At 60.6% G+C, this 24,442-nt stretch carries 24 protein-coding genes and 1 pseudogene; 7 read left to right on the top strand and 18 right to left on the bottom strand.

What is annotated here, in order from left to right; all coding sequences use genetic code 11:
- Window positions 1-5 precede the first annotated feature (5 nt).
- The 7 genes from hscB to ubiT form a co-directional block, all read right to left on the bottom strand.
- The gene (gene hscB / locus H7R73_RS09965) at window positions 6-524 is read right to left on the bottom strand and encodes a co-chaperone HscB (protein ID WP_010675057.1); all 519 of its coding nucleotides are present in this window, start codon (window positions 522-524) and stop codon (window positions 6-8) included.
- 190 nt (window positions 525-714) lie between these two features.
- Complete coding sequence (gene iscA, locus H7R73_RS09960; RefSeq protein ID WP_010675058.1) at window positions 715-1,038, bottom strand: iron-sulfur cluster assembly protein IscA; 324 nt, start codon at window positions 1,036-1,038, stop codon at window positions 715-717.
- A gap of 15 nt (window positions 1,039-1,053) precedes the next feature.
- A complete protein-coding gene (iscU, locus tag H7R73_RS09955; RefSeq protein ID WP_010675059.1) occupies window positions 1,054-1,437 on the bottom strand; it encodes a Fe-S cluster assembly scaffold IscU in 384 nt (127 codons plus the stop codon).
- Between the two features lie 54 nt (window positions 1,438-1,491).
- Entirely contained in the window at window positions 1,492-2,706 is a 1,215-nt protein-coding gene (locus H7R73_RS09950; protein WP_010675060.1) for an IscS subfamily cysteine desulfurase, read from the bottom strand.
- Window positions 2,707-2,758: 52 nt separating this feature from the next.
- Window positions 2,759-3,262, bottom strand: a complete 504-nt coding sequence (iscR, locus tag H7R73_RS09945; protein ID WP_025327241.1) for a Fe-S cluster assembly transcriptional regulator IscR — start codon at window positions 3,260-3,262, stop codon at window positions 2,759-2,761.
- Between the two features lie 94 nt (window positions 3,263-3,356).
- Entirely contained in the window at window positions 3,357-4,082 is a 726-nt protein-coding gene (gene trmJ / locus H7R73_RS09940; protein WP_042880722.1) for a tRNA (cytosine(32)/uridine(32)-2'-O)-methyltransferase TrmJ, read from the bottom strand.
- Between the two features lie 178 nt (window positions 4,083-4,260).
- The gene (gene ubiT / locus H7R73_RS09935) at window positions 4,261-4,773 is read right to left on the bottom strand and encodes a ubiquinone anaerobic biosynthesis accessory factor UbiT (protein ID WP_042016672.1); all 513 of its coding nucleotides are present in this window, start codon (window positions 4,771-4,773) and stop codon (window positions 4,261-4,263) included.
- A 189-nt stretch (window positions 4,774-4,962) separates the two neighbouring features.
- On the opposite strand from ubiT, the gene ubiU reads away from it, so the two are divergent.
- Together ubiU and H7R73_RS09925 are read left to right on the top strand one after the other, a co-directional pair.
- Window positions 4,963-5,958, top strand: a complete 996-nt coding sequence (gene ubiU, locus H7R73_RS09930) for a ubiquinone anaerobic biosynthesis protein UbiU (protein WP_010675064.1) — start codon at window positions 4,963-4,965, stop codon at window positions 5,956-5,958.
- A gap of 12 nt (window positions 5,959-5,970) precedes the next feature.
- Entirely contained in the window at window positions 5,971-6,843 is an 873-nt protein-coding gene (locus H7R73_RS09925) for a U32 family peptidase (protein ID WP_103260283.1), read from the top strand.
- Window positions 6,844-6,918: 75 nt separating this feature from the next.
- Here the strand turns inward: H7R73_RS09925 and nlpI are convergent, their stop codons facing one another.
- The 7 genes from nlpI to queA all read right to left on the bottom strand — a co-directional run bounded on the left by nlpI (window position 6,919) and on the right by queA (window position 13,948).
- On the bottom strand, window positions 6,919-7,851 hold the full coding sequence (gene nlpI / locus H7R73_RS09920; protein ID WP_280520777.1) for a lipoprotein NlpI: 933 nt from the start codon (window positions 7,849-7,851) through the stop codon (window positions 6,919-6,921).
- A 90-nt stretch (window positions 7,852-7,941) separates the two neighbouring features.
- Window positions 7,942-8,310, bottom strand: coding sequence for a rhodanese-like domain-containing protein (locus H7R73_RS09915; RefSeq protein WP_039038735.1), 369 nt, complete (start codon window positions 8,308-8,310; stop codon window positions 7,942-7,944).
- Between the two features lie 100 nt (window positions 8,311-8,410).
- Window positions 8,411-9,358 carry a protein translocase subunit SecF gene (secF, locus tag H7R73_RS09910; protein ID WP_039038736.1) on the bottom strand — a complete coding sequence of 316 codons (948 nt, stop codon included), beginning with the start codon at window positions 9,356-9,358 and terminating at the stop codon, window positions 8,411-8,413.
- A gap of 9 nt (window positions 9,359-9,367) precedes the next feature.
- Window positions 9,368-11,221, bottom strand: a complete 1,854-nt coding sequence (gene secD / locus H7R73_RS09905; RefSeq protein ID WP_103260284.1) for a protein translocase subunit SecD — start codon at window positions 11,219-11,221, stop codon at window positions 9,368-9,370.
- An 18-nt stretch (window positions 11,222-11,239) separates the two neighbouring features.
- A complete protein-coding gene (gene yajC, locus H7R73_RS09900; protein ID WP_010675070.1) occupies window positions 11,240-11,575 on the bottom strand; it encodes a preprotein translocase subunit YajC in 336 nt (111 codons plus the stop codon).
- 50 nt (window positions 11,576-11,625) lie between these two features.
- Window positions 11,626-12,762 (bottom strand): tRNA guanosine(34) transglycosylase Tgt, encoded by a 1,137-nt coding sequence (gene tgt / locus H7R73_RS09895; RefSeq protein ID WP_103260285.1) that lies wholly within the window; start codon window positions 12,760-12,762, stop codon window positions 11,626-11,628.
- A 118-nt stretch (window positions 12,763-12,880) separates the two neighbouring features.
- Window positions 12,881-13,948 carry a tRNA preQ1(34) S-adenosylmethionine ribosyltransferase-isomerase QueA gene (gene queA, locus H7R73_RS09890; RefSeq protein WP_103260286.1) on the bottom strand — a complete coding sequence of 356 codons (1,068 nt, stop codon included), beginning with the start codon at window positions 13,946-13,948 and terminating at the stop codon, window positions 12,881-12,883.
- A 211-nt stretch (window positions 13,949-14,159) separates the two neighbouring features.
- Between queA and H7R73_RS09885 the strand changes: the two genes are divergently transcribed.
- From H7R73_RS09885 to ahpF, 3 genes are all read left to right on the top strand, one after another.
- A complete protein-coding gene (locus H7R73_RS09885) occupies window positions 14,160-14,606 on the top strand; it encodes a CBS domain-containing protein (RefSeq protein ID WP_010675073.1) in 447 nt (148 codons plus the stop codon).
- A 629-nt stretch (window positions 14,607-15,235) separates the two neighbouring features.
- Window positions 15,236-15,802 (top strand): alkyl hydroperoxide reductase subunit C, encoded by a 567-nt coding sequence (gene ahpC / locus H7R73_RS09880; protein WP_103260287.1) that lies wholly within the window; start codon window positions 15,236-15,238, stop codon window positions 15,800-15,802.
- A 142-nt stretch (window positions 15,803-15,944) separates the two neighbouring features.
- Complete coding sequence (gene ahpF / locus H7R73_RS09875) at window positions 15,945-17,531, top strand: alkyl hydroperoxide reductase subunit F (protein WP_103260288.1); 1,587 nt, start codon at window positions 15,945-15,947, stop codon at window positions 17,529-17,531.
- 71 nt (window positions 17,532-17,602) lie between these two features.
- Here the strand turns inward: ahpF and H7R73_RS09870 are convergent, their stop codons facing one another.
- Window positions 17,603-18,922 (bottom strand): MFS transporter, encoded by a 1,320-nt coding sequence (locus tag H7R73_RS09870; RefSeq protein ID WP_103260289.1) that lies wholly within the window; start codon window positions 18,920-18,922, stop codon window positions 17,603-17,605.
- Window positions 18,923-19,037: 115 nt separating this feature from the next.
- Between H7R73_RS09870 and H7R73_RS09865 the strand changes: the two genes are divergently transcribed.
- A complete protein-coding gene (locus tag H7R73_RS09865) occupies window positions 19,038-19,283 on the top strand; it encodes a hypothetical protein (RefSeq protein ID WP_041215012.1) in 246 nt (81 codons plus the stop codon).
- A gap of 124 nt (window positions 19,284-19,407) precedes the next feature.
- Here the strand turns inward: H7R73_RS09865 and H7R73_RS09860 are convergent.
- Window positions 19,408-20,158: pseudogene (locus H7R73_RS09860) on the bottom strand (class I SAM-dependent methyltransferase).
- A 228-nt stretch (window positions 20,159-20,386) separates the two neighbouring features.
- Here H7R73_RS09860 and H7R73_RS09855 point away from each other — a divergent pair.
- Window positions 20,387-20,872 (top strand): VOC family protein, encoded by a 486-nt coding sequence (locus H7R73_RS09855; RefSeq protein WP_103260290.1) that lies wholly within the window; start codon window positions 20,387-20,389, stop codon window positions 20,870-20,872.
- Between the two features lie 117 nt (window positions 20,873-20,989).
- Here the strand turns inward: H7R73_RS09855 and H7R73_RS09850 are convergent, their stop codons facing one another.
- Both H7R73_RS09850 and gcvP read right to left on the bottom strand, forming a co-directional pair.
- Window positions 20,990-21,388, bottom strand: coding sequence for a glyoxalase/bleomycin resistance/dioxygenase family protein (locus tag H7R73_RS09850; RefSeq protein ID WP_045524404.1), 399 nt, complete (start codon window positions 21,386-21,388; stop codon window positions 20,990-20,992).
- 117 nt (window positions 21,389-21,505) lie between these two features.
- The gene (gene gcvP / locus H7R73_RS09845) at window positions 21,506-24,385 is read right to left on the bottom strand and encodes an aminomethyl-transferring glycine dehydrogenase (protein ID WP_103260291.1); all 2,880 of its coding nucleotides are present in this window, start codon (window positions 24,383-24,385) and stop codon (window positions 21,506-21,508) included.
- Between the last annotated feature and the right edge of the window lie 57 nt (window positions 24,386-24,442).

Genomic DNA, 24,442 nt, shown 5'->3' with positions numbered 1-24,442 from the left:
GAGGGTCAAGACTCGAACAGCGAGTCTTCGAATCGTTCCAGCTCCTCGAGGAGCTTGTCGACAAATTTGAGCTTGCGAACGCAATCCGCCGCCTGCAGATCCTCACCCCTGGTGAGAGAGTCGGTCAGCCGTTGCATCAACGCCTGGTGATCATGCCTGATCTCCTGGCGAAAATCCTTGATGGCCCCCTCAGGGTCGGCGTCGCCCTTGAGATCAGCCAGCCGCTCTCGCCACTCCAGCTGTTGCATCAGAAAGGCAGGATCTTGCAGTGTCTGCTGCTCGCCGCGAATATCGGTGCCCCGCAAGGAGAGCAGATACTCGGCTCGGCGCAAGGGGGCCTTGAGGGTGGTAAACGCATCGTTGATCTGGGCAGCACGCTGCACGGCAGCAAGCTGCTCCCGCTCGGGGGCTGTCGCAAAACGATCGGGATGGAACTGGGTCTGCAGCTGACGATAGGTGTCAGCCAGTTGGCGAGTATCGAGCTCGAAGCCCTCAGCCAGCCCGAACAGCTCGAAATGATTCATCCTTCGTCCTCAGACAATAGCGCTGGGAGTGCAACCACACTCGTCTTGAACTTGAAAGCAGTGGCATGGACTGGCGTCCACACCACTGTGTTGATGAGCAAGGTGTTGATCACAAGAGACTCGCCGCAACAGGGCTCACCCTTGGGGCTGCGAGGCGTTGCAAACATGGGCGATCAGTCAATCGAACCACTTACACGCTGAAGCTTTCGCCACAACCACATTCGCCCTTGGCATTCGGGTTGTTGAACTGGAAGCCCTCGTTGAGGCCTTCCTTCACGAAGTCCAGCTCGGTGCCATCCAGGTGGATCAGGCTCTTGGCATCCACGATGATCTTGACGCCTTTCTGCTCGAACACCTGATCCTCGGCAGCCAGCTCATCCACGAACTCGAGCACATAGGCAAGGCCAGAACAGCCGGTCGTCTTGACGCCGAGGCGCAGGCCGATGCCCTTGCCCCGGTTGATCATGAAGGAGGAAACCCGCGCCGCTGCGGCATCTGTCATGGTTATGGCCATACTGCTCTCCGGACCTTAAAGACCTTTCTTCTGCTTGTAATCGGCGATGGCGGCCTTGATGGCATCCTCCGCCAGAATGGAGCAGTGGATCTTCACCGGCGGCAGCGCCAGCTCTTCGGCGATGTCGGTGTTCTTGATACCGGCCGCTTCGTCCAGGGTCTTGCCCTTGACCCACTCGGTCACCAGGGAGCTGGAGGCGATGGCGGAACCACAGCCGTAGGTCTTGAACTTGGCATCTTCGATGATGCCATCGTCGCTGATCTTCAGTTGCAGCTTCATGACGTCACCACAGGCCGGTGCACCGACCATGCCGGTGGCGACGCTGGGATCGTTCTTGTCAAAACCACCGACGTTGCGGGGATTCTCGTAGTGGTCGATTACTTTTTCACTGTAAGCCATATCTAACTCCTGCTAATTCCGTTGTTCACCAGACCCTTGCCATGCTGGCAAGGATCAGTGATGTGCCCATTCGACCGTGTTCAGATCGACGCCATCCTTGAACATCTCCCACAGGGGGGACATCTCGCGCAGACGACCGATGGAGTCGCAGATGAGCTTGATTGCGTAGTCGATCTCTTCTTCGGTGGTGAAGCGACCGATGCTGAAACGGATGGAGCTGTGTGCCAGCTCGTCGTTCAGACCCAGGGCGCGCAGCACGTAGGAAGGTTCCAGGCTGGCCGAGGTACAGGCAGAACCGGAAGAGACCGCCAGATCCTTCAGTGCCATGATGAGGGATTCCCCTTCCACATAGGCGAAGCTGACGTTCAGGTTACCCGGTACACGCTGGTCCAGATCCCCGTTGATATAGACTTCTTCGATGTTCTTGATGCCATCCCACAGACGCTGGCGCAGGGCCATGATGTGCTGGCTCTCGCTCGCCATCTCTTCCTTGGCGATGCGGAAGGCTTCCCCCATGCCGACGATCTGGTGGGTTGCCAGGGTACCGGAGCGCATGCCGCGCTCGTGGCCACCGCCGTGCATCTGGGCTTCCAGACGAACACGGGGCTTGCGGCGCACATACAGGGCGCCAATGCCTTTCGGGCCGTATACCTTGTGGGCGGACATGGAGAGCAGATCAACCTTGAGTGCTTCCACGTCGACCGGGATCTTGCCCACGCTCTGGACGGCGTCCACGTGCAGCAGGATCTTGCGGGAACGGCACAGCTCGCCGATGGCAGCGATGTCTTGCACCACCCCGATCTCGTTATTGGCGTGCATGATGCTGACCAGGATGGTGTCATCACGCAGGGCGCCTTCGATCTGCTCAAGAGTGAACAGGCCGTTGGGCATGGGCTCGAGGTAGGTCACCTCATAGCCTTCACGCTCCAGTTGGCGGCAGGTATCCAGCACAGCTTTGTGCTCGGTCTTGGAGGTGACGATGTGCTTGCCCTTGCCGGCGTAGAAATGGGCAATGCCCTTGATGGCCAGGTTGTTGGACTCGGTCGCACCGGAGGTAAAGACGATCTCGCGCGGATCCGCGCCGATCAACTCTGCCACTTGATTACGGGCCAGATCCACCGCCTCTTCGGCCTGCCAGCCGAAACGGTGGGAACGGGAGGCTGGGTTGCCGAACAGGCCGTCCATGGTGAGGCACTGCATCATTTTTTCTGCGACACGCGGGTCCACCGGACAGGTTGCCGAATAATCAAGGTAAATAGGCAGTTTCATCTTTTTCTCCGTTACGACGGGGTCACACAGCGACTCGTCGTGGAAAGCACGTTTATAGTTGGACTTTCAAGCTCACATCACCGCGTTCGGCCCGATCAACCAGGGACAACACGGTCTTCATTTGTTCATCTTGCTTGCCGGCGATACGGCGCACATCGGCCTGACCAACCAGCTCGGCCAGGGTGATATCCCCCAGGAAACTGGAGATGCGTTCGCTCAGATCCCGCCACAAGGAGTGGGTCAGGCACTGGGTACCACCGTGGCAGCCCCCTTTGCCGAGGCACTTGGTCGCATCGACCGATTCATCGACCGCGGTGATCACCTGACCGACCGAAATCTCGCCAGGGGCCAGACCGAGGCGATAGCCGCCACCGGGGCCACGTACGCTGCTCACCAGACCATGTTTGCGCAGACGAGCAAACAGTTGTTCCAGATAGGACAAGGAGATGCCCTGGCGCTCTGAAATATCAGCCAGGGGCACGGGCCCCTGCTCTGCATGCAACGCCACGTCGAGCATGGCTGTCACCGCGTAACGTCCTTTTGAGGTCAGTCTCATATGCCTTACCGTCTTGCGAACCAATCAATATGTGGCATATGGTCACATACCCGACTAAATCAGTCAAGTATATGCTTGAGTAAATCAGTCGGGATTAATCCTGTGCCCTGGACTTCTGGACAGAGGTGAGAATGCCCCGCAGGATGTTCAACTCCACCGCTTCGGGTCTGGCCCGATTGAACAGACGACGCAGTTTGCTCATCACATGGCCTGGGTGGTCATCGGCAATGAATCCCGTCTTTTGCAACGTCTGCTCCAGATGCTGATAAAACCCTTCCAGTTGCTGGGCGCTGGGGTACTCGACCCGCTCATCCTCCGGCTCCTGGTTCTGTACTTCCAGCCAGCGCATCCGCACCTCGTAACAAAGGGTCTGCACTGCCATGGCCAGATTGAGGGAGCTGTATTCTGGATTGGCGGGAATGGCCACATGGAAGTGGCATTTTTGCAGTTCGTCATTGGTGAGGCCGGTGCGTTCACGGCCAAACACCAGCGCGACCGGGTGCTCCATGCCCTCGGCAACCAGCTTCTCGCCCGCTTCACGGGGATCCAGCATGGGCCAGCTCAAGGTGCGGGAACGGGCACTGGTGCCGATGACCAGACCACAGTCGGCAATGGCCTCGTCCAGGGTCGGCACGATTCGGGCGCGAGCCAGGATATCGCTGGCCCCCGCCGCCAGGGCGACGGCCTCCTCATCCGGCTGGGCCTGGGGATCGACCAGCACCAGTTGAGTCAGTCCCATGGTCTTCATGGCCCGCGCCGCGGATCCCATGTTGCCGGTGTGAGAGGTGTTTACCAACACGATACGAATCTGATCCAACATGCCCAGTCAATCTTCAGTCAAAAATGGCGCGCAATTGTAACATAACCAATCGCTATTTTGGCACCGCTTCCAACCAGGCATTTCTGCACAAACAGGCAGATGACGCCTCCCCACCCTGCGTGGTCACGCTGACAGTGGGGTAGTGCGGCTAAAGTTCGCCTGTTCGCAGCACTCGGGCTCAGCTCATTGTCGCGGCAGTGGGCACGTGCGTCTCGCGGGCACGCTCGATAAAGGTCGCCAGATCCATCAGGGGGTATTTCATCAATCCCAGCCCGTCCAGATCCAGGCTGTCCATCAGATTTTTCACCTCCAGGCCCAACTCTGTATCCCCCTCTATCTTCAGCCGGCGCTGGAAGAAGAGGGAATCCGGGTCTTCACGGCGCCCGGCGATCAGAACAAGATCCTGGCTATTGCCGCTGAAACAGACATCGGCGTGCTCACACTTCCTCGCCACTACCAATTTGCCCTCCTGCTCGCTGATAAACCAGCATAGCCCCAGATCGCTGACTTCCACTTTCAGCCACTTGCCCGCAAGAAACGCAAATTCCCCCTCTTCGATGGCCTCCCGGAATACCCTGCCCAGCAGGGCCTCCATCAGGTTTTGTTGCAGCGGGAAGGGCACCAGCTTGAGGGGGTGGCGCAAGAGACGGGGTGCCTGTTCGACCAGGCGACGTTGCAGATGTTGAAACACGATAAACTCCCAGTTTTTTGCGCATTCAAGCACAGCCCCTTCGGCAAGATCCTGTTGAAAATCAAACTTGTGCCCACTTACCTCAAGAAGGGTAAAGCCACCTAAAGCTGCCTCAGGTCAAAAAGCGGGAGGGCAAGCATGAATACAATCGGGCCACTTTTGCATTTTTGCCCTCTCGGAGCGTACCCGATGGAATTACTCTGCCCGGCAGGCAGCCTGCCGGCACTGAAGACAGCCGTGGATAACGGGGCCGATGCGGTCTACATCGGCTTCAAGGATGACACCAATGCCCGCCACTTCGCCGGGCTCAACTTCACCGACAGCAAGCTGGAAAGAGCGGTTGACTATGTCCACCAGCATGGCCGCAAGCTGCACATCGCCATCAATACCTTTGCCCACCCGGGCTCCGATGCCCGTTGGAAGCAGGCCGTGGACAAAGGGGTGGCGCTCGGTGCCGATGCCCTGATCATCGCCGATCTCGCCGTGCTCGATTATGCCAGCCGCCGCCATCCCGACATGGAGCTGCATGTCTCGGTCCAGGCCAGCGCCACCAACGCCGCTGCCATCCGCTTCTACCAGCAGCACTTCAACGTCGGCCGGGTGGTGCTGCCGAGGGTGCTCTCCATGCATCAGGTCAGGCAGCTGGCCCGCGAGACCGACGTCGGCCTCGAGGTGTTCGCCTTCGGCAGCCTCTGCATCATGGCGGAGGGGCGCTGCTACCTCTCCTCCTACATGACCGGCGAGAGCCCCAACACCGTCGGTGCCTGTTCACCGGCCAAGTTCGTGCGCTGGGAAGAGACCCCGAGCGGCCTCGAATCCCGCCTCAACGAGGTGCTGATCGATCGTTACGGCCCGGGGGAAAACGCCGGCTACCCGACCCTGTGCAAGGGGCGCTTCGAGGTGGATGGCCAGACCTATCACGCGCTGGAGGAGCCCACCAGCCTCAACACCCTCGGCCTCCTGCCCGAGCTGTTCCAGACCGGCATCCAGTCGGTCAAGATCGAGGGGCGCCAGCGCAGCCCCGCCTATGTGGAGCAGGTGACCCGGGTCTGGCGCGCCGCCATCGACGCCTATCAGGCCAACCCCGAGGCCTATCAAGTCAAGGCTGAGTGGGATGCCCAGCTCGCCCGCGTCTCCGAGGGGAGCCAGACCACCCTCGGTGCCTATCATCGCCAGTGGCAATAAGGAGCCCTGTTCATGAAATTCTCTCTCGGCCCCCTGCTCTTCTACTGGCCCAAGGCCGACACCCAGGCCTTCTATCAGGCGGCCGCCGCCAGCCAGGCCGACATCATCTATCTGGGGGAAACCGTCTGCAGCAAGCGGCGCGAACTGAAAGTAGATGACTGGATTGCCCTCGCCCGTCAGGTGGCGGGCTCCGGCAGGCAGGCGGTGCTCTCCACGCTGGCGCTGATCTCAGCCCCCTCCGAGCTCAAGGAGGTCAAGCGGCTGGTCGACAACGGCGAGCTGATGATCGAGGCCAACGATCTGGGGGCCGTCCAGCTCGCCAGTGAAGCCGGGCTGCCGTTCGTCTGCGGCCCCGCCATCAACGCCTACAACGCCGACGTGCTGCGCATACTGCTTAAACAGGGGATGCAGCGCTGGGTGATGCCGGTGGAGCTCTCCCGCGACTGGCTGATGCAGCTCAATCAGGATCTGGGCAGGGAGCGCCAGCAGTTCGAGGTGGAGGTGTTCGCCTATGGTCATCTGCCGCTCGCCTACTCGGCACGCTGCTTCACCGCCCGCTCCCTCGACCGGCCCAAGGACAACTGCGAACTGGCCTGCATCGACTACCCCACCGGGCGACTTGCCAGCAGTCGTGAGGGGCAGAAGGTGTTCAACCTCAACGGCATCCAGACCCAGTCCGGTTACTGCTACAACCTGGGTAACGAGCTCAAGGGGATGGAGGGCCTGGTGGATGTAGTGCGCCTCTCGCCCGAAGGCATGGAGACCCTGACGATGCTGGAGCGCTTCAAGGCCAACGAACAGGGGATGGCCCCCCTGCCCCTGCAGCAGGAGCGGGACTGCAACGGTTACTGGCGCCAGATCCCCGGCATGAGCCTGGTGGAGTAGCGGCACACCCCGTGTCACCAGACAGCAAAAAGGCCTCGTCAAGAGGCCTTTTTCATGGGGTTCAAACCCGTTTAGTCACGCTTTGCCGCTCTTGCCCTGGGCTCCGGGTGGCTGGGGCTTGCGCGCCATCAGTTCCAGCTCCAGCAAGGCATAGCGATGCTCGATGAAGTCATAGACGTTGTTGGCCAGCGCCAGCTTGAAGTAGCTGATGGCTTCCTTGCGGTTACCCTTGGCCAGCTCGAACTTGCCGAGGTAGAAGTAGGTCTCGCACAGGCGCTCGGCGAGCTCCCTGTTGTCCTTGACCCCTTTCACCACGTTGCTCATCAACTGGGTGGCATTGATGTCGCCCGTATAGAGGCGCACCAGATCCCAGTTCCAGGCGTCGTCGTCATACTTGTTGAGCCGCTCGCGCATCCGGCTCATGGCCGCCGGTCCGTTGAGCTTCTGCTCGGCCAGATAGAGCCAGATCACCCGATAAGGGTCTTCTGGTTGCGCCTCGTAGAAGCGCTTCATATCCGCCGCGGCAAGCTCGGGGCGATTGCCGTAATAGAGCGCGATTCCCCGGTTGAGATAGGCGTAGTCGTAATCCGGGGCGAGCTCCAGGGCGGAGTCGAACGCCTCATAGGCCTCGTCGTAGTTCTGCTGTTGAACCAGATAGACACCGATGAAGTTGTAGGCCTCGGCAAAATCCGGCTTCTCCCGCAGGGCGCGGTTGAAGTCGAGTCGCGCCAGGGAACGCAAGCCCACCCGGTCAAACACCACGGCACGCTCATAGAAGAGTTCTGCCCGCTGTTCGGTCGTCAATTCCATTTCACTGAGCATCTGCCCGAGTCGCGCCAACGCCAACTCGCTCTGGTAGGAGACCTGCAAGGGGGTCGCCAATACCAGTGAAGCGGGTTGCGGCTTGGGAACTTGAGGCGCTTTTACCTGACTGCTACTGCTGCAACCCCACAAGGGGAGCAACAACAGGATACCCGTGAGGTATCCAATCCCTATCCTGACGTTCAATGAACACTCCGACGCTTACGCTTGACCCCGCATATGGTAAAGATCACGGGGCCGTTTGTCATGTGGCGCAGCCCCTCTCCCTCAAATAAATCAGGATTCGACAGGGTATCCGGCATCGCTCCAGCCGCGAAAGCCTCCATCGACGCTGACGACCCGGGAATAACCCATCTTCTGCAGGTTATCCGCCACCAGGATGGAGCGAAATCCCCCACCACAATAGAGGTAGAGTTCGGTGTCGGGATCCGGATACCGGGTCTCGATGTCACGCTCTATCACCCCGCGCCCGAGATAGGTGGCCCCCGGCAGATGGCCCCTGGCCCACTCGCTCTCTTCGCGCACGTCGATCAGATGAAATGCTCGGCCCTCATCCTGCCAGCGCTTGATCTGATGCACATCGGTTTCCTGCACCTGCGGGCGGATGGCCTCTACCAGGGCCAGAAAACGGGGATTGTGTTGCATGGGCTTGCTCCTTGCTTTGGGTCATGGATGCTAGGTTGTGGGGAGCATCATGACTCACCCCGGCCACAAGAGAAAGGGCGCCTTGCGGCGCCCTTGTCTGTTACGGCAGGATCTCTTGCTGATCCGCGCCCTCTTTTTCCACCTGGGTCGGCAGCATGTGCTCCCGCTTGATCCCGAGGAACATGGCTGAGGCGCTCGCCACATAGATGGAGGAGTAGGTCCCGAAAGCCACCCCGATCACCATGGCGATGGAGAAACCGTGGATCAGAGGCCCGCCTTTGAGCAGCAGCGCCACCACCACCACGAAGGTCAACCCCGAGGTGATGATGGTCCGGCTCAGGGTCTCGGTCATGGAGAGATCCATGATCTCCGCGGTGTCCCCACGGCGTACCTTGCGGAAATTCTCCCGCACCCGGTCGAACACAACGATGGTGTCGTTCAGGGAGTACCCCACCAGCGTCATCAGCGCCGCCAGCACGGTCAGGTCGAACTCGTACTGGAAGTAGGCGAAGATGCCGAGGGTGATGATCACGTCGTGAGCCAGGGAGAGGATGCCCCCCGTGGCCAGACGCCACTCGAAGCGCACCGCCACGTAGATCAGGATACAGAGGATGGAGGCCAGCATGGCCAGGGCACCGTCGGTGGCCAGCTCGTCACCCACGGAGGGACCGACGAACTCGACACGCTTGAGCACGGCGCTCTCGTCGACCAGCTTGGCGGCCGCCAGGACCTCGTTGCCCTGCTGCTCGACCTTGACGCCCTCTTGCGGGGCCATGCGCACCAGCACATCACGGCTGGAGCCGAAGAACTGCAGGGTCGCCCCGTCAATCTTCTGCTGATCCAGCGCCTCGTGCATCTTGTCCAGGCTCACCGACTGCTGGAACCCCACCTCGATGGTGGTACCGCCGGTGAAGTCCAGCCCCCAGTTCAGGCCACGATCGTACAGAACGTAGAGGGCGAGCACCGTTACCAGAGCAGAGAGGACCATACCCAGCTTGGCGAAACGCATGAAGGGGATGGGCTTTTCAAAATGTAGAATTTGAAACATGTCTCTTCCTTAGATCGGCAGCTTGTCGATGCGCCGTCCACCCCAGGCCAGGTTGATGATGGCGCGGGATACCGTGATGGCAGTGAACATGGACGCCGTCAGGCCGATCCCGAGGGTCAGGGCGAAGCCCTTGATGGCACCGGTACCGATACCGAACAGGATCACGCAGGTGATGAGCGAGGTGACGTTGGAGTCGGCGATGGTGGAGAAGGCGCGGTCAAAGCCCAGGTGAATGGCTTGCTGCACCCCGCGACCATTGCGGATCTCTTCACGAATACGCTCGTAGATCAGTACGTTCGCATCCACCGCCATCCCCAGCGTCAACACGATACCGGCGATGCCCGGCAGGGTCATGGTGGCCCCCGGGATCATCGACATGATACCGACGATGAGCACCAGGTTCATGGTCAGCGCCAGATTGGCCACCCAGCCGAAGGCACGGTAGTAGATCCCCATGAAGAGCACGATCACCAGCATGGCCCAGCCGATGGCTTCCATCCCGCTGTCGATATTCTGCTGACCCAGGCTCGGGCCTATGGTGCGCTCTTCGACGATCTGGATGGGGGCAATCAGGGCACCGGCACGCAGCAGCAGCGCCAGGTTGTGGGCTTCGTTGGCGTTGTCGATCCCGGTTATGCGGAACTGGCTACCCAGGCGAGACTGGATGGTGGCGACGTTGATCACCTCCTCCTGCTTGCGGAACTTGCGCTTGCCGTCCGGACCAGGCTGACCCACCGGCTTGTACTCGATGAAGACGGTCGCCATCCCCTTGCCAACGTTGTCCTTGGTAAAGTTGGCCATCTTGTTGCCACCCTGACCATCGAGCTTGATGTTGACCTGGGGACGGCTGTATTCATCGAAACCGGACTGGGCACCCACGATGTGGTCACCGGTCAGGATCACGCGCTTTTGCAGTACCACGGGACGACCGTTGCGATCGTTGTAGACCTTGGAGCTCGGCGGCACGCGGCCTGCGGCAGCGGCCTGGATATCGGCAGCCTCATCGACCATGTGGAACTCCAGGGTCGCGGTGGCACCCAGGATCTCCTTGGCACGGGCGGTGTCCTGGATCCCCGGCAGCTCGACGATGATACGCTCACCGCCCTGCTGCTGGACCAGCGGCTCGGCCACACCCAGTTCGTTCACCCGGTTGCGGATGATGGTGATGTTCTGCTCGAGGGCATACTTCTTCACCTCTTTGATCTTGGCTTCGCTCAGAGTGGCCAGCAGGATGAAGTCATCCCCTTTCTGGTCTGTGGTGAAGACAAGATCCGCATTCTGGCGACGCAGGAAGGAGAGTGCCTTGGCCTGATCGGCCTCGTCACGGAAGACCACCTGCACCTGATCCCCGACCCGGCGTACACCGGAGTAGCGGATCTTCTGGGTACGCAGCTCGGCGCGGAAATCCTGCACCATCTGTTCCTGCTGCTTGGCCAGCGCTTCGGCCATGTCCACTTCCATCAGGAAGTGCACACCGCCCCGCAGGTCAAGACCGAGCTTCAGGGGCGCCGCGCCGATGGCCTCAAGCCAGGCGGGGGTCGACGGTGCCAGGTTGAGGGCGGTGATGAAATTGTCGCCCAGCTTGTTGGCCACGATGTCGCGCGCCTTGAGCTGGTCTTCGGTGTTGTTGAAACGGATCAGGATGAAGCCGTGCTCGAACGCCGCATGCTTGACCGGGATCTTCGCCTCGTCGAGGGTTTCCTTCACCTGGTCGAGGGTTTCTAGTTTGACTTCGGCACCACGGCTGGCAGAGACCTGCAAGGCCGGGTCTTCGCCGTAAAGATTGGGGGCTGCATATAGAAAACCGATGGCGATCACGACGATCACCATCAGGTATTTCCACAGCGGATAGCGATTTAACACGCTGTGCTCCTCGGGAGATTAGAGGGACTGGATAGAACCCTTGGGCAGAACGGCAGAGACGAAGTCACGCTTGATGGTGACCTGGGTCTGATCGTTCAGGGCCAGCACAATGTAGTCGCTGTCGGCGGAAACCTTGGCGATCTTGCCGACCAGGCCACCGGAAGTGAGCACTTCGTCGCCCTTGGAGAGGGAGCTCATCAGATTGCGATGCTCCTTGGCACGCTTGGCCTGGGGACGGTAGATCATGAAGTAGAAGATGAGACCGAACACGGCCAGCATGATGATCATTTCCATGCCACCACCCTGTGCTGCCGGAGCCGCGCCTTCTGCATACGCCTTGGAGATAATGCTCATTTAACAACCTCTTATTGATGTAGATTTGAATACTAACTTATATGTCGTTGTTATTTCACGCCATTTTCAGCCAGTGGAGGCACAGGCTTCCCTTGCCGACGGTAAAACTCAGTTACAAAGTCGTCTAATTTACCCTGCTCGATCGCGTCCCGCAAACCCTGCATCACGCGCTGGTAATAACGCAGGTTGTGGATGGTATTCAGACGGGCACCGAGGATCTCGTTGCACTTGTCCAGATGGTACAGATAGCTGCGGGTGTAGTTCTTGCAGGTGTAGCAATCGCAGTCCGCATCCAGGGTGCTGGTGTCTTCCCGGTACTTGGCGTTGCGGATCTTGACCACCCCATCGGTGGTAAAGAGATGACCGTTGCGGGCGTTGCGGGTCGGCATCACGCAGTCGAACATGTCGATACCGCGGCGCACCCCTTCCACCAGATCCTCCGGCTTGCCCACCCCCATCAGGTAGCGCGGCTTGTCGGCCGGAATTTTCGGGCAGACATGGTCAAGGATGCGATGCATGTCCTCTTTGGGCTCACCCACGGCGAGACCGCCGACCGCGTAACCGTCGAAGCCGATCTCAAGGAGACCGTCCAGCGACACATCCCGCAGCGGTTCGTAGACAGAACCCTGGATGATGCCGAACAGGGCGTTCTTGTTGCCGAGCGCATCGAACTTGTCACGGGAGCGCTTGGCCCAGCGCAGGGACATCTCCATGGACTTGCGCGCTTCCTCGTAAGTGGCCGGGTACGGGGTGCACTCGTCGAAGATCATCACGATGTCGGAACCCAGATCGTACTGGATCTCCATGGACTTCTCGGGGTCGAGGAAGATCTTCTCGCCGTTGATGGGATGACGGAAGTGCACCCCCTCCTCGGTGATCTTGCGGATGTGCCCCAGACTGAACACCTGGAAACCACCGGAGTCGGTCAGGATCGGCCCCTGCCAGTTCATGAAGTCGTGCAGATCGCCGTGGGCGCGCATCACTTCCTGACCCGGGCGCAGCCAGAGGTGGAAGGTGTTGCCAAGCAGGATCTGGGCACCGGTCTCACGTACCTCTTCCGGTGTCATCCCCTTGACGGTGCCGTAAGTGCCGACCGGCATGAAGGCCGGGGTCTGGACCACGCCACGCTCGAACACCAGTTGACCGCGACGGGCACGCCCATCGGTGGTTTTCAATTCAAATTTCATTGCTACCTCTATTCAGTCAGAGAAACAGTCTGACAACAAAGGGCCCGAGGGGCCCGGTAATATGAAGCCGGCCGGCATACTGACAAGCAGAGCCTGAACGACTTCTGAAGGGCAAGGCTTAACCCTGCACCCGGCGACGGGTGACGAACATGGCGTCCCCGTAGCTGAAGAAACGGTACTGTCCCACCACGGCGGCCTGATAGGCGGCCATCACGTTGTCATAGCCGGCAAAGGCGCTGACCAGCATGATCAGGGTGGATTCGGGCAGGTGGAAGTTGGTGATCATGGCATCGACCACCTGGAACTCGTAACCGGGGAAGATGAAGATGTCGGTGTCACTGAAGAAGGGCGCCAGCGGCATGCCCTGGGCCAGGGTCGCCTTGGCCGCGCTCTCAAGGGATCGCACCGACGTGGTCCCCACCGCAACCACACGACCGCCGCGGGCGCGGGTCGCCGCGATGGCATCCACCACCTCTTGGGGCACTTCGGCGTATTCCGAGTGCATGTGGTGATCTTCAATCTTGTCGACGCGCACCGGCTGGAAGGTGCCCGCCCCCACGTGTAGGGTCACGAAGGCCATCTCCACGCCCTTGGCACGGATCTGCTCGAGCAGCGGCTCGTCGAAGTGCAGACCGGCGGTCGGCGCCGCCACGGCACCCGGCTTCTGGTTGTAGACGGTCTGGTAGCGCTCCTTGTCGGCATCCTCGTCGGGACGGTCGATGTAAGGGGGCAGCGGCATATGGCCGATGGCATCCAGAATGGTCAGTACAGGGCGCGGGTCCAGGAAGTGGATCTCGAACAGAGCGTCGTGGCGGGCACGCATCTCGGCCTCGACGGGCACGCCGTCGGCACCGCCATCCAGAAGGAGGCGGGTACCTGGCTTGGGGGACTTGGACGAGCGGACGTGCGCCAGCACGCTGTGCTCGTCCAGAATGCGCTCCACCAGCACCTCCAGCTTGCCGCCGCTGGCCTTCTGGCCAAACATGCGGGCCGGAATGACCCGGGTATTGTTGAACACCAGCAGATCGCCGGGGTTGAGCTGGTCAAGCACATCGACAAAATGACCGTGGCGCAGGGCGCCGGTTTGACCATCGAGCTGCAGCAGGCGGCTGGCGGTACGCTCCGCCATGGGGTAGCGGGCAATCAGCTCGTCTGGCAGATCAAAATGAAAATCGGATACTTGCATCTTTCACCTCGGGGGAATCGGCGGCTAGTCTAGTTATCCCCCTCTTCCAAGGCAACCCAAAAGACTAAAAACCCAAGGAAGACAAGGGATAGCGGGCCATTTTGTGAGGCTGGGCCCGTTAAAAAACCTTTAAGGTTTTGTATTGACCCCGATCATGTTCTGGCGACGGGAGCTGGGCTAGGGTGGAAGCAGACACACAAGGAGGCCCACCATGATGACCCTCTCCGAGATCATGACTGAACACCCCTTTACCCTGGGTCCGGAAAACAGCGTCAAGCAGGCGATGGAGCTGATGCAGCAGGAGCGGATCCGTCACGTTCCCATCGTCGATGAACACCAGCATCTGCTCGGTCTGGTCACCCTCTCGGACATCCTGGCCACCCGTGAATCCAAGCTGCTGCTGATCAACCCCGAGCGGGAGGCAGAGTTCACCGACAGCGTCCAGCTCGACGAGATCATGACTCGTCAGGTGGCGAGCGTGGATCCCCACGCCGGCATCAAGGAGGCGGCCCTGTATCTGCAGCGCCACAAATATGGCTGTCTGCCGGTACTCAAGGGGCGCAAGCTGGTTGGCATCGTCACCGAGTCGGACTTCATCGCCGTGGCCATCAATCTGCTGGAGCTGATGGAGGAGCAGGAGCCCCCAACCGACTTTTGATCTTAAAATTCTGTAATTAAATTACAATAAAAGCGTTTTAAGCCTAATTTAACGGCTATTCTAGTGAAACACTTTCAATTTGACTGTAAAATTACACCACAAAACTTGCGTTGTGACATTCATCACACTATGATGCCGACCATGCAATGGTTGCCGAAGAGGAGATGAGGATTGTGCACCCGCCATCTTCTCTTCATATGTCTGCAAGTTTGCACACCCCGTAGTTAGTCTTTGCTGTAAAGCATATTTATCGCCATTCCTTGTTTGATGACCCGGCCCTGTCTGTGCGACGGCGCCGGGATTTTTTTATCCCTCTTTTTTCTACTGCGCCGCCTCGTCTGCCCCCTTCTCTGCTCACGCAATGAAAACAAATCCGGCCCAGCCCTTGAAAATGTGACATGCAGGACAGAAATTGAACTTCGACAATGAGTTATCTCCGAAGGCCTGAGATATTCATGTTAGGTACAGTTGTGATGGTCTATCTAATAAATAGATTTATGTGATTCAAAATTGTGGCTTTGACCGATTAGAAAAAGTCACTATGATGACTCCATCGAAAGTTAAGCGCCTCGTCTGGCACGACTCTTCAACACCAGACAGGCATATGTACATCACCAAGGAGCAAATACATGTCTACCTACATCAACACTGAAATCAAGCCGTTCAACGCCACCGCCTACCACAATGGCAAATTCGTTCAGGTGTCTGACGCTGACCTGAAAGGCAAGTGGTCCGTGGTGTTCTTCTACCCGGCTGATTTCACCTTCGTCTGCCCGACCGAGCTGGGCGACCTGGCCGACAACTACGCCGAATTCCAGAAGCTGGGCGTCGAGATCTACGCCGTCTCCACCGACACCCACTTCACCCACAAGGCCTGGCACGACACTTCTGACACCATCCAGAAGATCCAGTACCCGATGATCGGCGACCCCACCGGCACCATCACCCGCAACTTCGGCGTGATGATCGAAGAAGCTGGCCTGGCTGACCGTGGTACCTTCGTCATCGACCCGCAAGGCTTCATCCAGATCGTTGAAATCAACGCTGGCGGCATCGGCCGTGACGCACTGGAACTGCTGCGCAAGGTCAAGGCTGCCCAGTACGTTGCTTCCCACCCGGGTGAAGTGTGCCCGGCCAAGTGGAAAGAAGGCGACGCCACCCTGGCCCCGTCCCTGGATCTGGTAGGCAAAATCTAAGCCTCCCCGCTCTGAAGACCGGCCCGTTCAAGGGCCGGTCTTGTTTACGGCCCTCAGAAAATGCGCCGGTCTGCTGTGTGGACCTCTGTTTTCTGTATCCGGTCATCGTGCCGACCCGCATTCAGCAAGAAGGAATTCGACCATGTTAGATACCAACCTCAAACAACAACTCAACGGTTACTTGCAGTACATCGTCAATCCCATCGAGATCAGCGTGTCCGGCAATGACAGCGGCAAATCCGCCGAACTCCTGGCATTGGCCAGCGAGATCGCCGAGATGTCCCCCAAAATTTCCCTGACCGATGGCACCAATGCCCGCAAGCCTTCCATGAGCATCGCGCCCCAGGGCCAGGCCCCGCGCGTGCACTTTGCCGGCATTCCCATGGGTCATGAATTCACCTCCCTGGTGCTCGCCCTGCTGCAAAGCGGCGGTCACCCCTCCAAGGCCGATCCGGCCGTGCTGGAGCAGGTGAAGAACCTCAAGGGCGAGTTCCACTTCGAGACCTATATTTCCCTCTCCTGCCACAACTGTCCGGACGTGGTACAGGCCCTGAACCTGATGTCCACCCTGAACCCCGGCATCACCCACACCATGATCGACGGTGCCCTGTTCCAGGATGAGGTGAACGAGCGTCAAATCATGGCGGTCCCGAACGTCTACCTGAACGGTCAGCCGTTCAGCCAGGGCCGCATCTCGCTGGAAGAGATCGTTGCCAAACTCGACACCGGCGCTGCCGAGCGCAAGGCGCAAGAGCTGAGCGAAAAAGCGCCTTATGACGTGCTGGTGGTGGGCGGTGGCCCGGCCGGTGCCGCCGCGGCCATCTATGCCGCCCGCAAAGGCATTCGCACCGCCATTGTCGCTGAACGTTTCGGTGGCCAGGTGATGGACACCGTCGGCATCGAGAACTTTATCTCCGTGCCCTACACCGAGGGCCCCAAGCTGGCCGCCAGCCTGGAGCAGCACGTCAAGCAGTACGGCGTGGAAGTGATCACCGAGCAGCGCGCCGCCGCCATCAGCAAGGATGGTTACGTCAACGTGGATCTCGCCTCTGGCGCCACCTTGAAGAGCCGCGCCGTGATCCTGGCGACCGGTGCCCGCTGGCGCGACCTGAACGTGCCGGGTGAACTCGAGTACCGTACCAAGGGTGTGGCCTACTGCCCGCACTGTGATGGCCCCTTCTTCAAGGGCAAGCGCGTGGCGGTGATCGGTGGCGGCAACTCCGGCATCGAGGCGGCCATCGATCTGGCCGGTATCGTCGAGCACGTCACCGTGGTGGAGTTCGCCGATACCCTGCGTGCCGACGACGTGCTGCAGAAGAAGGCCCGCTCCATGGGCAACATTGACATCATCATGAGCGCCCGCACCACCGAAGTGATCGGCGATGGCAGCAAGGTGGTGGGCATGGATTACGAAGATCGCACTACCGGTGAGATCAAGCATCTGGCAGTGGCCGGCATCTTCGTCCAGATAGGCCTGGTGCCGAACACCGAGTTCCTCAAAGGAAGCGAGATTGCCCTGACCCGCTTTGGCGAAATCGAGATCGACACCAAGGGTGCCACCTCCCTGCCCGGCGTCTATGCTGCAGGGGATGCCACCACGGTACCGTTCAAGCAGATCATCATCTCCATGGGGGCAGGTGCCACCGCCGCCCTGGGTGCGTTTGATTACCTCATTCGCAACCCGGCGCCGGAAGCACAAGCTACCCAGGCCGATGCCGTGACCGCCTGATAGCCGCCGCCCAACAGAAAACCGACTCCCTGGAGTCGGTTTTTTTATCCCTGTCGTTGGGTCGCCAGCCTTCAGCGCCCTTGCGGCGCGTCCCTCTCCTGCCCCTCTTCACTCACCGCTCTCTCTTCTGCGTCAGGCGCGGCATAGCTCGCCGGCACTGTCTCCCCTTCCAGATCCGTTCTTGGCTCCAGCTCCGCCGTCATGGGGGTGTTGGGGGGCACCGGCATGAAGACCTGGTGCTCCGTCAGCGGAATGGGGGCTCGCTTACGCCTGCGCCAGCCGAGATAGGCCGACAGCAGCAGACCGCACAGGGCAAAGTAGACGAACAAGCCTTCTGGCCCAACTTGCACCATGACGAAGGGGGCCAGCAGGGGCCCTATCATGGCCCCCAGGCTGTAGGCAAGCAGCAGCCCCTGGTTTGCCCCCAGCACCTGATCCGGGCGCAGTTCATCGCAGGCATGGCTGAGGCTCAAGGGATAGATGGAGAACGCCATGCCCCCCAGCAGGAAGACAAGAGTCCCCTCGACTGGCTCGCGCCAGGGCCCCGGCAGCAGCACCATCAGCAACGCGATCAGGGTCAGCAGGGTGCAGAGCAGCAGGATCACCAACCGTCTGTCGTAGCGATCAGATGCACGCCCGATGGGATACTGCAGACACATCCCCCCCAGGATCACCAGCGCCATCATGTCCGCCACCTGGGAGAGGGAGGCGCCGCTGTCGGTGAAATAGAGAGGCAACAGCCCATAGATGGCCCCGAGGATGAGGCCCGAGGTAAAGCTGCTACCCATTCCCGCCGGAGTGAGGCGCACCAGCTCCACCACTCCCACCGGCTGGGGTGCCACCATGGCCGGCGTCGCCACCCGGGAGAGAGCCAGAGGCACCACGGAGAGGGTCGCCGCCATGGCGCACAGGGCGAACGGCGTCAGCACCATGGGGTCCACCTGCTTGAGCAGCAGCTGGCCCAGGGCGAGTGAGCCGTACAGCAGGATCATGTAGAGGGACATCAACCGCCCCCGGTTCGCAGGGGTGCTTGAGACCAGCATCCAAGACTCCAGCACCACGAACAGGCCGCCGGTGGCAAACCCCCCGATCAGCCGCAGCGCCGCCCAGGTGACAGGCTCCACCACCATGCCGTGCAGCAGAAACAGAAAACAGAGCAGGGAGGCGTAAGCCGCATAGGCCCGGATATGACCCACCCGGATGATGAGGCGGGCATTGATGAAGGTCCCCAGCACCAGGCCGCCGAAATAGGCAGCCGACACCAGACCGATGGCCTGGGCGGACACCTGCTCGGCGGAGAGACGCACCGTCAGCAGGGTATTGAACAGACCGTGACCCAGAATGAAGATCACCAGACTGGTCAGGGGGGACAGCAACCTTGTCAGTGCCATGGAGCCTCCTCGCAACAAAAGGGTCATGGTAGCCCCTGCCTCCCGCCCCCTTCAACCCGAATGCCCTCCCCCTGCGGGCTATGCTTGACGGGAACCCCACATGGAGATCCGAAAGATGAGACTCATGCTGTTGTTGGCCGCCCTGCTCTTTTGCGGCAGCGCCCTCGCCTTCCACTGCCCCATGGACATGAAGAAGATAGACGACGCCCTGGCCGCAGGCCCCGCCCTCAGTGCCGAGCAACTGGCCGAGGTGAAGCAGTTGAGGGCGGACGGAGAGACCCTGCACAACGCGGGCAAGCATCAGGAATCGGTCGATACCCTGGCCAAGGCCATGGCCATTCTCGGCATCGATCAGGGCTGATACCGCCCCTTCGCCGCGCGACGGTCTCTTTCGCATCGCCCGGATACAGACCGCCAAAATGAAACAAGGCCCTCGCCATCACTGGCGGGGGCCTTTTCACTGCGGATGTCAGCGCTGAACGGGGCTACACCCGGCCACTGTAGACCAGGGTGCAATAGTTGAAGGCTATCTTGCCGTCAACGGCATGGCGAGCAAACTCGCGGCGAACGAGCGCCGTCATCTGATCGTGGGCCGGCGTGCCCGCCACAGGCGCATAGGAGGAGGAGTTGAGCCGTCCAAGCACCCCGTCAAGATCGAACAGCTGGCTGTTCTCGAAGCGATCGAGCCGGTACTCCCCGGTGAAGAAGGCGCGAAAATCCGCCTCGCCGAGGTTGCGATGATTGACCTCCTCGTAATCCCCCGAGTAGGCGTGCAACCCCTCTTCATAGGCCTTGAGAAACGGGGTATTCGTCAGCCTGTCATTCCAGATGAGGGCGACCCGGCCACCGGGCTTGAGCAGCCGCTGGCACTCCTGCCGAAAAGCCGCGCGATCGAACCAGTGAAACGCCTGGGCGACCGTCACCAGATCCATCGCCCCCGTGGGCAGGCCCGTGGCTTCCGCACTGCCGTGCAGCCAGCCGATGTTTCCCACCTGGGCGAGCAGCCGTTTGGCGGCAGCCCGCATATCGTCATTGGGCTCCACCGCCCAGACCCGCGCGACCCGGGGGGCCAGCAGGGCTGGTCAGGATGCCGGTGCCCGCGCCGATGTCCGCCACCTGGGCCTCTGGCCCCATGGCCAGCTCCCTTGCCAGAAAATCCAGCATGGCGGCGGGATAACCGGGCCGATATTTCACATAGGCCTCGACCCGGGTCGAGAATCGCTGGGTACTGTCCATGGCAGACTCCTCTCTTGCTGCGGCCTTCATGCCGGCTCCCGGCCTGGTGACCAGGATCCCCATGCCACTATACTTGACCCCATCATGCAAGCCCCAAGCGGGTGGCAAACGGCGTACAGGCTGGCTTGCCACCCAGCAAAACAGCAGGTGCTGCGGGTTGCAGGATACCCATCGGGGCGCCCGCTCACGGGCGTCGAAGGACAATCACCAGGATGGAGCTGCGACACAATGAGACCAGTCAAGAACAGGATTTGCCTCTGGTATGACGGGGATGCCGAGGAGGCGGCACGATTTTACGCCAGCCTCTTCCCCGACTCCGCCGTCGGTGCCGTACACCGGGCCCCGGCCGACTATCCCGCCGGCAAGGAAGGGGATGTGCTGACGGTCGAGTTCAGGGTGATGGGGATCCCCTGCCTCGGCCTCAACGGCGGGCCCGGGGTCCGCCACAACTGGGCCTTCTCGTTTCAGGTGGCTACCCAGGACCAGGCCGAGACGGATCGCTACTGGCACGCCATCATCGACCATGGCGGTCAGGCGAGCGAGTGCGGCTGGTGTCAGGACAAGTGGGGCATCTCCTGGCAGATCACCCCCCTCGCCCTCACCGAGGCGATCACCGATCCCGACCCCGAGGCTGCCAAACGCGCCTTCGAGGCCATGATGCAGATGGGCAAGATTGATATTGCCACCATCGAGGCGGCGCGCCGGAGCGAGTAGCCCGTTCGCACGGGCGCCACACACAACAAGGCCACCCCTGGGGGTGGCCTTGTGCGTATTGGCTGTCAGTGTAGTTGTCCACTAAATCCGGACTCTTGATTAGGCGGTCATTGAGTACTAGACATCTGATCCACATAACTGACGGACAAAGCCAACCTCATCCCGGATGCCTACCCTGTTACCATCCGGATCATGAATATTGATGGTCACTCCCCAATCGTTCTCAATAATCTCAGCTGTTAGACCGAACTCACGTACCCGCAAAAGTGCAGCCGCCATATCCGGCACATTGAATCTGATCTTCGTTGGGCAAACCAAAATTGATTTACCTTCATCTATTGCCGTTCCACCGGTTTCAATCATCAGGTAACTGCTACCTAGCGCCAAACAGCTCAGCCTAAACTCTCCCTCGTTCCTGCTAAACATTAACGGTAAGTCAAACAGATCGCGGTAGAAGGCGACACACTCCTCATAACGCTCGACATTCAGGATGATGCCATTCCGTGATATTTCCATCTCTGTTCCTTATAAGTACGAAGGCTAAAAAGAGGTTATCCCCTGTCATATCCACCCGATAAAAAAATGGACCTGGTATGAACCAAGTCCATTTCGGTTAATTACACTGCCCGCACATCACTCCCCGACGTAATCCTCGGTGGGCACGCAGGAGCAGAACAGGTTGCGATCGCCATAGACGTCGTCGATGCGGTTGACCGACGGCCACAGCTTGCTGGCGCGCACGGCGTCGGACGGGAAGACCGCCTCGGCGCGGCTGTAGCCACGGTTCCACTCTGCATCCATCACGTCGTCCTGGGTGTGCGGCGCATGGACCAGGGGGTTGTCGGCGAGGCTCCAGTGACCGTCCTGCACCCGGGCAATCTCGGCGCGGATGGCGGTCATGGCTTCCACGAAGCGATCCAGCTCGCGCTTGGATTCGGATTCGGTCGGCTCGACCATCAGGGTACCCGCTACCGGAAAGCTCATGGTCGGCGCGTGGAAGCCGTAGTCCATCAGGCGCTTGGCCACGTCCATCTCGCTGATGCCACTGGCTTCTTTGAGCGGGCGGATGTCCAGGATGCACTCGTGGGCCACCCGACCGTTGCGACCTGTATAGAGCACGGGGAAGGACTCGCCGAGCTTCTTGGCCAGGTAGTTGGCGTTGAGGATGGCGACCTGGGTGGATTTCTTGAGCCCCTCGTCACCCAGCATGGCGATGTACATCCAGCTGATGGGCAGGATGCTGGCCGAGCCGAACGGGGCGGCAGACACGGCGCCGTTGTCACGGCTCTCCTTGTCGGTCTTGACCACGGCGTGACCGGCCACAAACGGTGCCAGGTGTTTCTTCACGCCGATGGGGCCCATGCCCGGACCACCACCGCCATGAGGAATGGCGAAGGTCTTGTGCAGGTTGAGGTGAGAGACGTCCGCGCCGATAAAGCCTGGCGCCGTCAGCCCGACCTGCGCGTTCATGTTGGCGCCGTCGAGGTACACCTGACCACCATACTGGTGAACGATGTCGCACACCTCCTTGATGGTCTCCTCGTACACCCCGTGGGTGGAGGGGTAGGTCACCATCAGGCAGGAGAGCTGGTCTCCGACCTCGGCGGCCTTGGCGCGCAGGTCGTCCAGATCCACGTTGCCTGCCTTGTCACAGGCGGTGACGATGACCTTGAGGCCCGCCATCTGGGCGGAAGCCGGGTTGGTGCCGTGGGCAGAGGCCGGGATGAGGCAGACATCGCGATGCCCCTCGCCGCGAGACTCGTGGTACTTCTTGATGGCCAAGAGGCCCGCGTATTCGCCCTGAGCGCCGGAGTTGGGCTGCATGCAAACCGCATCGTAGCCGGTCACCTTCACCAGCCAGTCTTCCAGATCTGCCAGCAGCAGCTGGTAACCCTGGGTCTGCTTGAGCGGCGCGAAGGGGTGCAGCTTGCCGAATTCAGGCCAGGTCACCGGGATCATCTCGGCGGTGGCGTTGAGCTTCATGGTGCAGGAGCCCAAGGAGATCATGGCGTAGTTCAGGGCCAGATCTTTCGCTTCGAGACGGTGGATGTAGCGCAGCATCTCGGTCTCGGAGTGGTACTTGTTGAATACCTCGTGGGTCAGCACGGCGTCGGTGCGCAGCAGGTCTTGCGGAATGGCGTGATGAGTCTGGGCGGCCTGGTCGAGGGCCTCCACATCGAGGCCGTGACCCGCCCCAAGGAACAAGTCGAACAGCTCGGCCACATCGCCTCGGGTGGTGGTTTCAGAGAGGGACACACCGACCGCACCGTCCAGATCCGCACGCAGGTTGATACCGAGCCCTTCGGCCCTGGCAATGAGTGCAGCCTTGTCCGACGTCAGGACTGTGAGGGTATCGAACCAGCTTCCGTGCTTGAGGGCCACGCCCTTGGCGGTGAGGCCGAGCGCCAGGATGGTGGTCAGACGGTGCACGCGGGAGGCGATGGTCTTGAGCCCCACCGGGCCGTGGTAGACGGCGTAGAAGCTCGCCATGTTGGCCAGCAGCACCTGGGCGGTACAGATGTTGGAGTTGGCCTTCTCGCGGCGGATGTGCTGCTCGCGGGTCTGCATGGCCATGCGCAGGGCGCTCTTGCCACGGGCATCCTTGGAGACGCCGATGATGCGACCCGGCATGGAGCGCTTGTAGGCGTCGCGGGTGGCGAAGAAGGCGGCGTGGGGGCCACCGTAACCCATGGGCACACCGAAGCGCTGGGCACTGCCGAACACCACGTCGGCACCCAGTTCACCCGGGGATTTGAGCAGCAGCAGGGAGAGCATGTCGGTCCCGACGCAGGCCAGCCCCTTCTGGGCCTGGACGGCGGCAATGAGGGAACGCAGATCGGTCACATTGCCGGTGGTGCCCGGGTACTGGAACATGGCACCGAATACCTCTTCGCTCACGGCCTCGCCCGCAGGGCCGACCACCACATCGAAACCGAAGTGGACCGCGCGCTCCTTGACCACGTCGATCACCTGGGGGTGAACGTCGTCGGCCACGAAGAAGAGGTTGGATTTGGATTTGGCCATGCGCTTGGCCAGCGCCATGGCTTCGGCGGCGGCGGTGGCTTCATCGAGCAGGGAGGCGCTCGCCAGATCCATGCCGGTGAGATCCAGGGTGAGCTGCTGGAAGTTGAGCAGGGCTTCGAGACGGCCCTGGGCCAGCTCGGGCTGATAGGGGGTGTAGGCGGTGTACCAGCCCGGGTTTTCCAGCACGTTGCGCAGGATGACGTGGGGCACGTGGGTGTCATGGTAGCCCATGCCGATGTAGCTCTTGGCGATCTGGTTCTTGGCCGCATAGCCCTTGAGCTTGGCCAGGGCCTCCACTTCGGTCATGGGGGCGCCGATACCAAGCGGCCCCGGACGACGGATGGCGGCGGGGACCGTCTGCTCAATCAGATCGTCCAGGCTCTCGGCCCCCACGGTGGCGAGCAGGGCCCGCAGTTCTTCCTCACCCGGGCCGATATGACGGCGGATGAAATCGGTTTTTTGCTCGAGTTCAAACAGTGACTGGGTCATTTCCCTATTTCCTGGTAATAGGTCCTGGCATGACATCCTGATAACCAAGACCTGATG

Source organism: Aeromonas sp. WP2-W18-CRE-05, from assembly GCF_014168615.1.
Lineage (GTDB): Bacteria > Pseudomonadota > Gammaproteobacteria > Enterobacterales > Aeromonadaceae > Aeromonas > Aeromonas caviae.
The sequence above is the reverse complement of the archived record's forward strand: the minus strand, read 5'-3'. Positions and strand labels throughout refer to the sequence as shown.